Source organism: Candidatus Omnitrophota bacterium, from assembly GCA_016209275.1.
Taxonomy (GTDB): domain Bacteria; phylum Omnitrophota; class Gorgyraeia; order Aquiviventales; family Aquiviventaceae; genus JACQWM01.
In genome coordinates, this window is sequence record JACQWM010000030.1 from 39,588 (window position 1) to 50,952 (window position 11,365).

Below are 11,365 nucleotides of genomic sequence, written 5' to 3' on the forward strand. Positions count from 1 at the left end.
CCGTACACTCTCTACCTAGAGAGTAGATGGATAATATCTATCTGATCAAAGACTTAGCGCGACTGAGCGGCCATTCGATTTACACGATTAAGTACTACCTGAAACTCGGCTTGATGACTGAAGCCGGACGAAGCCCGCAAACCCGCTTCCGCTATTTCACCGACGAAACGCTTGAGCGCCTTTCCTCTATACGCGCCCTCCGCAAGCAGCACAAGAGTCTTTCCGAAATTTCCAAAATGCTTTCAGCCCCCAGCCCCCAACCCTCAACAGCGGTTCAATGAGTTATTACACCTCGTTGGGCTTGCGGGCAGAGCCCTTCTCCACCAGCCCGGATCCCGCCTTCTTCTTCCGCTCCAGCTCCCATTATCAAGCCCTGGCCCGCCTGGAGATTGCCATTCGCCTTCGCCGGGGCCTGTCGCTGATTTTAGGCGATGTGGGCACCGGCAAGACCACCCTCGCGCGCACGCTGCTGGCGAATTTTGCGTCAGAGGACAGCTTCGCCTTCCACATGGTGCTTGACCCGTCGTTTGAATCCGAGTATCAATTCCTGCTGCAGCTGTGCCGCCTCTTCGGGATCCGCTCCGGGTGCAAGTCGAGCCTGGATTGCCGCGAGGCGATTGAGCATTATCTGTTTCAAAGCGGAGTGATGGAAGGCCGCACCACCGTCTTGATTGTCGATGAGGGGCAGCAATTGTCCATGGACATGCTGGAGCACCTGCGGATGCTGCTGAACTATGAAACGAGCGAGTTTAAATTGCTGCAGGTGGTCATTTTCGCCCAGATGGAGCTGCTGCCGCGCGTGCGGCGCATCAGAAACTTCATCGACCGGGCCGCCCTCAAATATATCGTCAATCCCCTCAGCGAGGAGGAAACGGCGGCCATGATCCGTTTTCGGCTGCAGTCCGCCGGCCTGCCGGCCGAGCAGAGCGTGTTTGCGCCGGAGGCGGTCCGCGCCATTTTTCGATGGACGTCCGGCTATCCCCGGCAGATCGCGCTGCTGTGCCACAATGCGCTGGAAGCGCTGGTGATGCATGACAAATCCATGGTGGATGGCGCCATGATTGAGGAGATCATTTCGCATGAGTCCCGATGGGCCTACGAGCCCGCCGCCTGAAGAAAAGCTGCTGCATTTGATTCGCCGGCAGGTCCGCCCCGGCCCCCGGAGCGGGGCCGCCGCAGCGGAGGGCGAGTCCGCCGCCCCAAGCCGCCCGGCAACGGTGTTCATGCCGCAGGTCATCGTGCAGCGGCTCGCTCTGTCCTGGTCGAGCGTTGCGGTGTGGGCGCTAGGGGCCATCTTGATCAGCGAGGTGATCTGGCTGGTGGCGCAAGCCATCCGGCCGGCACCGCCCATTACGCTGCCGCCGAGCCCGTCGCCGTCAGCGAGCGCGCCGCAAGCGGCCGCAGCCGACGATATGCCCTCGATCGCGGCCAGCGCTTCGCCTGCGCTGTTCCAAGCGCCGTCGGCCGCCCCGGCATCAGGGGCCGCCTCGAAAGGCTTGCCCAGCGGTGCCGCGCGGCAACTGGCCTCGCGACTGAGCCTCATGGGATTGGTGGCCGGCAATCCGCCGCAGGCCATCATCGAGGACGGGCAGACGAAGAAAACGTATTTTGTCACGACAGGGCAAGCCGTGGTCGATGGCGCGGTGCTGGAAAGCGTCTCGGAGAATCACGTCACCCTCGATCTTGACGGAGAGAAAATTGAACTCAACTTGTAAGCACATAGCAGACAGCACACAGCAGACAGCACACAGCACACCAAGAGGAACCATGCTGGCGATGGCGGTGGCTGCAACACTCATGAGCGTTGTCGCTCATGCGGAGGCGCAAGAACCGAAGATCCCGGTGAGCATTGACGCCCCAGCACCCACCGGGCAGCGCATCTCGCTGGATCTGAAAGGCGTGGACATTCTGGATGTCCTGAAACTGTTGTCGCAGAAAAGCGGGCTGAACTTTGTGGCGGGGCGGAATGTCAGCGGCCGCGTGACCATTTTTGTCAATGACGTGGATGTCTGGGATGCGTTTGAGCTGATCGTCAGCGCCAATGACCTGGCCTATGAACGGCGAGGCGCGATTATCACCGTGATGATGGCGCGGGATTACGAGCTGCTCTACGGCCAAAAGTTTGATGAGCGCACCCGCACCGCCATGACGCCGCTCAAATACGCCAAGGTGGTGCAAGTCTCCGCCGTGCTCAACCAAATCAAGTCGGCCATCGGCCGCGTGGTGGCGGATGAAGCCACCAACACGCTGATCCTCAGCGATACCCCGGATCGGCTTGAGCACATGCAGGACATCCTCACGCAGATCGACCGCCCCACCCAGTCGCGCGTCTATGTCCTGAGCTATACGGAGGCGGATAAGCTCAAGGAGAAGGTGCAAGAGCTGCTCTCGCCCATCGGCACCTTCACCTTCGATGCCCGATCGAACACCGTGGTGATCACCGACTTACGGGAAGTCCTCGAGAAAACCGACCGCGTCATCGAGGCCTTTGACGTGCCGGATGCCCAAGTGCTGATTGAGGCGAAAATCGTGAAAGTCGACCTCACCAATGCCATGAGCCTTGGGATCGATTGGACCCAGGTGTTTAGCAACGAGTTCGCCTATCGCAATAACTTCCGCGTGCTCAGTGATATTGTCGGCACGGCGGTGGCGGGCACCACCGCAACTCCAGGGACCGGCACGGCGGCGACTGGAGCGGCCTTGCGCATCATCACCGGCCCGAAAAATCAAACGCAATCGGTCATTGAAGCCCTCAATAAGCTGACGCGCACGGAAACGCTCTCCAGCCCGCGGATCATGGTCTCCAATAAGCAGGAAGCCAAGATTCTTGTGGGGACCAAAGAAGCCATTGTGTCGACGACGACCACCGTTCCGGCGACCGGATCGACGGTGTCGTCCCCGGAAATCCAGTTCGTCGATGTCGGCACCAAGCTGTATGTGACGCCGAACATCAAGCGCGATGGCTTGGTCCAAATGAAAATCCGCCCGGAAGTCAGCACTGCAACACCGAGCACCCCAGTGACCGGTGTCAGCGTGCCGATTGTCAGTTCCACGGAGGCGGAAACCAATGTCCTGGTCAAAAGCGGGGTCACCATCATCATCGGCGGCTTGATGCAAAATAAAGTGGACCGCACCGAGAACCGGGTGCCCTTCATCGGCGAGCTGCCGATTCTCGGCAAGCTCTTCCAAGGCTCGACGGACACGAAGACCAAGACAGAGCTCGTCGTTTTTTTAACACCCGAGATTATGATGCCGGACGGTTCGCCCTATATCCCCCCCACCGCCGGATCCGCCTCGCCGTCGGGGGAGATCCCGACGCTGATCCTGGAAGCGCCGGTGCCGGCCGCCTACCGCGCCATCATCCGCCAGCGGTTCGAAACGCAATTAGCGTCTCAATTGCGCGCGGCCTCGCTGCCGCAGGGTGCTGTGGCCGTGTCGTTTATTTTAAGCCGGGACGGCCGCGTCGTGGGCGATCCGGACATTACCAGCCAGCAGGGCGAGGCGTTTGTGCGCGCCGCCCGCATGGCCCTGCAATCGGCAGCACCCTTTCCGCCGTTTCCGCAAGAGGCCGAAGCAGAAAAAATACGATTTCGCGTGGCGATCGACTATAATCCTTGAACTGCAGGAGGAGATCATGAGCGCGCAGACCTTATCAGGCACATGGGCGATCATCCTGGGCGCTTCCAGCGGGTTTGGCGCAGCGACGGCGCTGGAATTGGCCCGGCACGGGGTGAACATCATCGGCGTCCACTTGGATCGGCGCGCGACGCTGGCCAACGTCGAGCAACTCAAAGCCTCAATCCAACAGCTCGGGACGGAAGCGCTCTTTTTTAATGTCAACGCCGCAGATCCGCTCAAGCGGCAGGATGTGCTGAATGCGGTGCAGCCGAAACTCGGCGGATCACCCGTGACGGTGCTGCTGCATTCGCTTGCCTTCGGCACGCTCAAGCCCTATGTCGGGCCGGATCCGAAAGAGCGCCTCACCAAAGATCAGATGGAGATGACGCTCGACGTCATGGCGAACAGCCTCGTGTACTGGGTGCAGGATCTCATCGACCGCAAGATGCTAGGTCGCGGCTCCCGCGTCTTTGCGATGACCAGCTCCGGCGGCACGCGCGTCTGGCCGACCTATGGCGCGGTCTCCGCGGCGAAGGCGGCCCTGGAGTCGCATGTCCGGCAGCTCGCACTCGAACTCGCCCCGTATGGGGCGACGGCGAACTGCATCCGGGCGGGCGTGACGGACACGCCAGCGCTGCGGAAGATCCCCGGCAATGAGCAGATGATGGAGTTCTCAAAGCTGCGCAATCCCTACCATCGGCTCACGAGACCTGAGGATGTGGCGAAGGCGATTGCGATCCTCTCCAATTCGGGGGCGGAGTGGGTGACGGGCAACACGATCGGCGTCGACGGCGGCGAAGATATCGTCGGCTGAGTCTCATGCGCGTTAAAAAACTCGACATTTTCGGCTTCAAGTCATTCTGCAAGAAAACGACGATCCACTTTGAGCCCGGCGTCACCGCCATCGTCGGTCCGAATGGGAGCGGGAAGAGTAATATTGTCGATAGCATCCGGTGGGTGCTAGGCGAGCATAATCCGCGCGACGTCCGGGCGCCCCGCCTTGAAGATGTGATCTTTAACGGCACCGACGCGGTGGCGCCCCTCTCGATGGCCGACGTCACCCTGACCATCGATAACTCCCAAGGGCTCATGCCGATTGCCTTCACCGAAGTGGCCATCACCCGGCGCGTCTACCGCTCCGGCGAAAGCGAATGCTTCATCAACCAAAGCCCCTGCCGCTTGAAAGACATCCAAGAGCTCTTCCTCGGCACCGGCCTTGGCGGCGGCAACTACGCCATCATCGAGCAGGGCCACATCGACATGATTCTCTCCTCGAAACCGGAGGAGCGGCGCAAGGTCTTCGAAGAAGCCAGCGGGGTCGCCAAATACCTGGCCAAAAAACACGAGACGATGCGCCGGCTGGATGAAGTCGAGGAGCACCTGATTCGCATCGCGGATATCATCGGGGAGGTGCGGCGCCAGGTCGCGGCGCTTGAGCGGGCGGCCAATAAGGCCCGGCAGTATCAAGCGCAATGGGAGCAGCTCAAGCAATCGGAGCTGCGGTTGGCCGTTGACGAAATATCCTCGGGGGCTACGCGCGCGGCCCAGGCCGAAGCGCAACTCAAAACCCTGCAGGAGCAGCGGCAGCAGCTTGAGCAGGAAAAGCAAACCCACATGGCCTCGCTCGAAACGCTCAATGCCTCGGTCTCGGCGATGCAGCAGCAGGCCCAGGCGGCCCGCGCCAAGGTGGCGGAGTGTGTGAGCCAGATGGAGCAGCATGAGAGCCAGTCGGCGCTGAAGACGCGCTGGATTGACGAGGTGGCCGCATCACACCGGCAGATGGCGCTCGAGGAGCAGCGTCTGCAGGAGCGCCTCGGCCATCTGGAGCAGGAGGCCGCGCGGGTGGACGGCGCCCTCGCGGAGTTGCGCGCGCAACAGGAGACCATCCGCGGCCAGTTGGCGCAGCACGATCAGGAACGCGCCGGCCTTGAGGCGGCGATCGCCCAAGCCCTTCAGGCGGTCACGGCGGCCAAAGCCCGGCTCTTTGAAGTGGCGAGCAATGCGACCGCGCAACGCAATCAGGTGACCGAGTTGACCTCAAGGCTTCAGGGGATCAGCGCGCACATCGCGCGCCTTGAGACGCACGATCAGCACGACCACGCGAAGCGCGAGGACCTCCTTGCGCGGCACCACCAGCTCACACAGGAGCGCGACACGCTGCGCGCCGCCTATGAGGAGGTCCAGGGCCGAGCGGGAACGGCGCAACAAGCATTAGAGGTGGCTGGGGTGCGGCGGCACGAGCTCTCCGGAGAGCTGCATCAGCTGCGGGATCATCTCGCGCGCGCGCGCGCTCAAGCCGGACTCTTCGAAGAAGTCTGGCGGCGCCATGAAGGGTTTTCCGAGACGATCAAAGTGTTGCTGCAGCAGTCGATTGACGGCGTCATCGGGCCGCTGGTGGATGTGGTGCAGCCCGTGGCGGGCTATGAAGCCGTCGTCGAATCCGCCCTCGGGCCATTAGCCGATGCCTTGGTGGTGAAAGATCGTGAGGTCTTATCACGGTGCCGCGAGATTATCACCGCGCAACAGCTTGAAGGTTGCCGATTTCTCGTCTTGTCCGATTGCCCATCATCGGTCTCAGCGATGGAGCCGCGCTCCGCCCAGGCGGCCGCCTCGGGGGCGGTGAAACAGTACCTGCGCACCGAGCCGCAGTATCAGCCCTTGATGGACTGGGTGCTCAATGATTCCTGGATGGTGGATGATCTAGCCCGCCTGATGGGGCTGCCGGCAGCGCCGCAGGGCCGGTTTATCAGCCGCAAGGGCGATCGGTGGGATCGGCGCTCATGGCGGTTTCGCGGAACGCCTGCGGCTGCCCAGAGCCGCTTAGGCCGCAAGCAGCGATGGGAGCAAACACAAGCGCAGCGCGCCGCCCTGGAGCAGGAGTTTCAGGAGGTCGACACGCAAGCTAAAGCGGCGGAGACGGCATGGCAGCAGCGGCTCAGCGAATGCGAAGCCGCCAAAGGGGAGCTCTCGCATGTGGCACCGGCCCTGCACGCACTTGACGCGCAGGCCGCGCAGCTCGCGCTCGAGCAGCAGCGTCTTGAGGCCGAGCAGGCGGCGCGGCACCTTGAGCAGCAGGAGCTGCAACGCTTGCGCGATGAACTGGCGGCGGCCCTGCAGATGGCTGAGGCCGCATCACGATTGGCCGCCGAGCAGCAGCGCGCCATCGAGCAATCTTTAGCGCAGGCTCAGGCCTCGCGCGAAGACGCCGAGCAGCGGCATCAACACGCCGTGATGGCGCGCGCGCAAGTCGACGCGTCATGGCAGTCGCTGATCGAGCGGGTGAGCACGCTGACCGCCCGCCAGCGCGAGCTGGCCGCGGATCGCCAGCAAGCACTCCAGCAGCAGTCGGAGAAATCCGCTCAACGGCAAGAGGCCCAGCAGCGTTCGCAGGACCTTGCGGCCCAAGTGCAGGAACATCGCGAGAGCAGCCGGCGTCTTGGCGAGGAACGGCATGAGCGTGAGCGCGATGCGGAAACGCTTGGCCAGTCGTTAGCCGGGGAAGAAGCGAAGCGCAACGACATCCTGCCGCGTCTGTTGGCGGTTGAGCAGCAGCTCTCCAGCCTCGCCCAGCAGATCCAAGAGCAGAGCCAGCAACTCTCCGAGCGCGCGTTTCGGCGCACGCGCCTTATCGAACGGCTCAAGGAGCTCTACCGTATTGACGATGCGACCCTGCAGGCGGAGCAGCTCTCCGAGGCGGCGCCGCTCACTGACGAACAGCGCGCCGCCATGGCCGAGCAGGTCCAGAAGCTGCGCGCCAAATTGGAGAGTCTTGGGCCCGTCAGCTTAGGGTCAGCCGAGGAATATGATGAGCTCAAGCGCCGCCTGGACTTTCTGCAAACGCAGCAGCAGGATTTGGCTCACGCGCGCGATGACTTGAAAGCCTCCATCACGCAGATCAACCGCACCGCGCGCAGCCAGTTCCGCGAAACCTTCGAGCGGATCAGGCAGGAGTTCCAAGGCTACTACGCGCGGCTGTTCCAGGGCGGAGAAGCGAATCTGATCCTGATGGACGAAGAGGATGTGCTGGAGTCCGGCATCGACATCATTGCCCGCCCGCCCGGCAAGCGGCTGCAGAGTATCAGCCTGCTCTCGGGCGGTGAGCGGGCCCTCACGGCGGTCGCCCTCTTGTTTGCGCTCTTTAAGGTCCGGCCATCGCCGTTATGCATCCTGGATGAAATCGACGCGCCCCTGGATGAGGCCAACGTGGATCGGTTTACCCGCGTGCTGGAAGAGTTCCTGACCCTCTCACAATTCATCCTCATCACGCACAACAAGAAAACCATCACCAAGGCCGATTGCCTCTACGGCGTCACCATGGAGGAAGCCGGCATCTCCAAAATCCTCTCCGCCAAGCTCTCCCAGTCCGACCGTCCCGCCCCAGCCGCCGTTGCCGCCGCGTCCTAAGCGAAGTTGACCCTTGTGGCGCAAGGGGATATACTAATTTACTTTCATGGCCGACGCTCCATTTCACCCTATTTCAGAGATTCTCGACGAAGTTCGACAGGGGCGCCTCGTGATCGTGGTCGATGACGGCGACCGCGAAAACGAAGGCGACCTCGTGCTGGCGGCTTCGTTTGCGACACCGGAGCACATCAGTTTTATGGCCACGCATGGGCGCGGCATCATCTGCGCGCCGATGGACGGCCGCGTCTTGGATCGGCTCAGCCTGCATCCAATGGTCAGCCCGTCGGAAGATCCGATGAAAACCGCCTGGACCGTCTCCGTCGATGCGCGGCGCGGCGTGACCACCGGCATTTCGGCCCATGACCGGGCGCGGACGATTGCCGTGTTGACCGATCCGGCGAGCGCGCCGAGCGATCTGGCTCGGCCCGGCCACGTCTTTCCCCTCCGAGCCAAAGAGGGCGGGGTGCTGCGGCGCGCAGGACACACCGAGGCGGCCGTGGATCTGGCACGGCTTGCCGGGCTGCCGCCGGGAGGCGTCATCTGCGAGATCATGAAGGATGACGGCACGATGGCGCGCCGGGAAGATCTGCTGGCCTTTGCGCAGCAGCACGGGCTGAAGATCTGCACGATTGCAAGCCTGATTGAATACCGCCGGCGATTTGAGAAGCTGGTCCACCGCGTCGCCGAAACAAAGCTGCCGACCGAGGCCGGAGAGTTTCAGCTCGTGCTGTATGAGACCACGATCGATGATCGCCAGCACCTTGCCCTCGTCAAAGGCGATGTGGCCGATGGACAGCCCGCCTTGGTGCGCGTGCACTCCCAATGCCTGACCGGCGATGTGTTCAGCAGCCTGCGGTGCGACTGCGGCCCACAGCTTTCGCGCGCCATGGAGCAGATCGCCGAGGCCGGGCGCGGTGTGGTCCTCTATATCAACCAGGAAGGCCGCGGGATCGGCTTGGCGAATAAACTCAAGGCCTACGCGCTGCAGGATCAGGGCCTGGATACCGTCGAGGCGAATGCAGCACTTGGCTTCGGACCGGATCTGCGCGATTACGGCATCGGCGCGCAAATCCTCGTCGATCTCGGGCTGAAAGATCTGCGATTGCTCACCAATAATCCTCGCAAGATCGTCGGGCTGGAAGGCTACGGGCTGCGGGTCATTGAGCGCGTGCCCATTGAAATCGCCCCGCGACCGGAGAACGCGCGCTACCTGGACACCAAGCGCGAGAAGCTTGGCCACTGGCTCTCCGGCAACTCGGGGTGAGCGATGCCTCGCCAGCCGTGGGCCGAGACCCGGGTGGTGATCGTGGCCGCCCGGTTTCATGCCGCACTCACGCAAGCGCTCGTGCGCGGCGCGCGGCGGACCTTGCGGCGCGCCGGCATCCTTCCGCAGCATCTCGACATCATCTGGGTCCCGGGGGCTTTTGAGCTGCCCGTGGTGGCCTCGCACGTGGCCCACAGCCATCGAGCACCCGATGCCATCGTGGCCGTCGGAGTCTTGATCCGCGGCGAGACGGTGCAGCACGAAGTGATCGCCCATGCGGTGGCTCAAGGGCTCGGAGCGGTGAGTGTCGCGACCGGCCTGCCGGTGACATTCGGCGTGATCGTGGCCGACACCCTCGAGCAAGCCAAGGCGCGCGCGGGGGGCAGGGTCGGTAATCGCGGCGCTGAGGCGGCCATGGCGGCTCTCGCCGTCCTCAACGTATTCAAGAAATGCAATGTGTGAACTGCGACACATGACCCATGACACAAGACACACGATGCATGACACACGACGCATGACACATGGCGCACGACAAAGACCGTTTTTGGTCATGTGTCATGTGTCTTGTGTCGTGTGTCGCAGTTGAGAACTATGCGAGGCCGAAGCCAGGCCAGGGAATTTGCGCTCCAAATGTTGTATCAGCTGGATCTGCGCCGCGGCGCCGACGCCCGGCAGATTCTCGACGAGTTTTGGCAGGAGCAGCGAGCCCCCGAGGAGATCAAGGCGTACGCGAACCAGCTGTTTTCCGGCACCGCGGAGGCGTTGCCGAGCATCGATCCGATGATCGCCGGTTTTGCGAATAATTGGGACATGAAACGCATGGCGGTGATTGACCGCAACATTCTGCGCCTCGGCGCCTATGAGCTGCTGCATGTGGCGGAAGTGCCCCCCAAAGTCTGCCTCAATGAGGCGATTGAGCTGGCGAAGCGCTACGGCGATGCGGAATCCAGCAAATTCATCAACGGCATCCTCGACACCATCCATAAAACCCATGCCCGCCCTGCCGTCTCCTAAATCCTCCGGTTCGACGGCCATTGCGCAGGGGCTTGTCGACTTGCATCTGCATACGAACTTCTCCGACGGCACGGACACGCCGCAGCGGGTCGTGGAGTTGGCGAGCCAGGCCGGGCTCTCCGCCATGGCGATCACCGACCATGACAATGTGGAGGCGATGCCCATCGCCGCTCCCATCGCCCAGCGGCTCGGGATTGAATTGATCCAAGGCATTGAGATGTCTTCCAGCACGGAGGGCTTAGAGGTCCATGTCCTCGGGTATCTCTTTGATCCGCAGCATCCGCCGCTGGTACGGCACCTGGCCGAGCAGCATGCGCGGCGCGTGCAGCGGATTCATGAGATGGTCGCGCGCCTTCGGCGCGTCGGTGTGATGATTGACGCGGAGGAGATCTTCCGCGTCGCGGGCCAAGGCACGGTGGGGCGGCCGCACGTGGCCCGCGTGCTGCTGAGCCGCGGCTACATCTCGACGATGGCCGAGGCGTTTGCCAAGTATATCGGCCCTGACAACCCCGGATTTGTGCCGGGCTCGCCGGTGTCTCCCGCCGCCGTCATTCAACTGTTGCGGGCGGCCGGCGGGGTTCCTGTGCTAGCACACCCGGTGTATCTCAAGCGCGATGCGCTCATTGAGGCGTTTGTGGGCGACGGCTTGGCTGGGCTGGAGGCGTATCATTCGGGCCATACGCCGGAGATGGTGCGCCATTACGAGCAGTTGGCGGACCGGCTCGGCTTGCTGAAAACCGGCGGCAGCGATTCTCACGGCGATGCGAAAGAAGGATTGCCGATCGGCACGATCAAAGTGCCATGCGCTCTCGTTGAGGCGCTGAAGCAGTGGAAGTTGCAACACGTCCGCTAACTGCAATTACCAATTACCAAATTCCAATCACCAAACAATTATCAATCACCGAATGACCAATGACCAAACCGTTTGGGTATTTGGTGCTTGGTCATTGGTTATGGGTAAAGTCGTACTTTAGCCACCTGGATGATGAGTATGTTGCTCAAGCAAGTACATGAGCTGTTGAACTTGTTGATCGATGGAGAGTCGGCGATGATTGTAGCGCCAGA

General features: G+C 62.2%; 10 protein-coding genes. All 10 read left to right on the forward strand.

Going from position 1 to position 11,365, the window contains the following annotated elements; translation table 11 throughout:
• The first annotated feature begins 26 nt into the window (after positions 1-26).
• Positions 27-281 carry a MerR family transcriptional regulator gene (locus HY737_04735; GenBank protein MBI4597693.1) on the forward strand — a complete coding sequence of 85 codons (255 nt, stop codon included), beginning with the start codon at positions 27-29 and terminating at the stop codon, positions 279-281.
• Positions 278-1,114: an AAA family ATPase gene (locus HY737_04740; protein MBI4597694.1), complete on the forward strand. Its 837-nt coding sequence runs from the start codon at positions 278-280 to the stop codon at positions 1,112-1,114. Before HY737_04735 ends, HY737_04740 begins: the two co-directional genes overlap by 4 nt.
• The gene (locus HY737_04745) at positions 1,080-1,715 is read left to right on the forward strand and encodes a hypothetical protein (protein MBI4597695.1); all 636 of its coding nucleotides are present in this window, start codon (positions 1,080-1,082) and stop codon (positions 1,713-1,715) included. The genes HY737_04740 and HY737_04745 overlap by 35 nt, the downstream gene beginning before the upstream one ends.
• Positions 1,716-1,767: 52 nt before the next feature.
• Entirely contained in the window at positions 1,768-3,618 is a 1,851-nt protein-coding gene (locus HY737_04750) for an energy transducer TonB (GenBank protein MBI4597696.1), read from the forward strand.
• Positions 3,619-3,634: 16 nt separating this feature from the next.
• Positions 3,635-4,432 carry an SDR family oxidoreductase gene (locus HY737_04755; GenBank protein ID MBI4597697.1) on the forward strand — a complete coding sequence of 266 codons (798 nt, stop codon included), beginning with the start codon at positions 3,635-3,637 and terminating at the stop codon, positions 4,430-4,432.
• 5 nt (positions 4,433-4,437) lie between these two features.
• Positions 4,438-8,022, forward strand: a complete 3,585-nt coding sequence (gene smc, locus HY737_04760; protein MBI4597698.1) for a chromosome segregation protein SMC — start codon at positions 4,438-4,440, stop codon at positions 8,020-8,022.
• Positions 8,023-8,068: 46 nt separating this feature from the next.
• Complete coding sequence (locus HY737_04765; GenBank protein MBI4597699.1) at positions 8,069-9,286, forward strand: bifunctional 3,4-dihydroxy-2-butanone-4-phosphate synthase/GTP cyclohydrolase II; 1,218 nt, start codon at positions 8,069-8,071, stop codon at positions 9,284-9,286.
• A 3-nt stretch (positions 9,287-9,289) separates the two neighbouring features.
• Positions 9,290-9,748 carry a 6,7-dimethyl-8-ribityllumazine synthase gene (locus HY737_04770; GenBank protein ID MBI4597700.1) on the forward strand — a complete coding sequence of 153 codons (459 nt, stop codon included), beginning with the start codon at positions 9,290-9,292 and terminating at the stop codon, positions 9,746-9,748.
• A 129-nt stretch (positions 9,749-9,877) separates the two neighbouring features.
• Positions 9,878-10,300 carry a transcription antitermination factor NusB gene (gene nusB / locus HY737_04775; GenBank protein ID MBI4597701.1) on the forward strand — a complete coding sequence of 141 codons (423 nt, stop codon included), beginning with the start codon at positions 9,878-9,880 and terminating at the stop codon, positions 10,298-10,300.
• Positions 10,278-11,153, forward strand: a complete 876-nt coding sequence (locus HY737_04780; protein MBI4597702.1) for a PHP domain-containing protein — start codon at positions 10,278-10,280, stop codon at positions 11,151-11,153. The genes nusB and HY737_04780 overlap by 23 nt, the downstream gene beginning before the upstream one ends.
• Positions 11,154-11,365 lie beyond the last annotated feature (212 nt).

Bases quoted from the DNA above. Each gene is read 5' to 3' on its own strand.
- HY737_04735 (MBI4597693.1), top strand. From the start codon at position 27: ATGGATAATATCTATCTGATCAAAGACTTAGCGCGACTGAGCGGCCAT.
- HY737_04740 (MBI4597694.1), top strand. From the start codon at position 278: ATGAGTTATTACACCTCGTTGGGCTTGCGGGCAGAGCCCTTCTCCACC.
- HY737_04745 (MBI4597695.1), top strand. From the start codon at position 1,080: ATGAGTCCCGATGGGCCTACGAGCCCGCCGCCTGAAGAAAAGCTGCTG.
- HY737_04750 (MBI4597696.1), top strand. From the start codon at position 1,768: ATGCTGGCGATGGCGGTGGCTGCAACACTCATGAGCGTTGTCGCTCAT.
- HY737_04755 (MBI4597697.1), top strand. From the start codon at position 3,635: ATGAGCGCGCAGACCTTATCAGGCACATGGGCGATCATCCTGGGCGCT.
- smc (MBI4597698.1), top strand. From the start codon at position 4,438: ATGCGCGTTAAAAAACTCGACATTTTCGGCTTCAAGTCATTCTGCAAG.
- HY737_04765 (MBI4597699.1), top strand. From the start codon at position 8,069: ATGGCCGACGCTCCATTTCACCCTATTTCAGAGATTCTCGACGAAGTT.
- HY737_04770 (MBI4597700.1), top strand. From the start codon at position 9,290: ATGCCTCGCCAGCCGTGGGCCGAGACCCGGGTGGTGATCGTGGCCGCC.
- nusB (MBI4597701.1), top strand. From the start codon at position 9,878: ATGCGAGGCCGAAGCCAGGCCAGGGAATTTGCGCTCCAAATGTTGTAT.
- HY737_04780 (MBI4597702.1), top strand. From the start codon at position 10,278: ATGCCCGCCCTGCCGTCTCCTAAATCCTCCGGTTCGACGGCCATTGCG.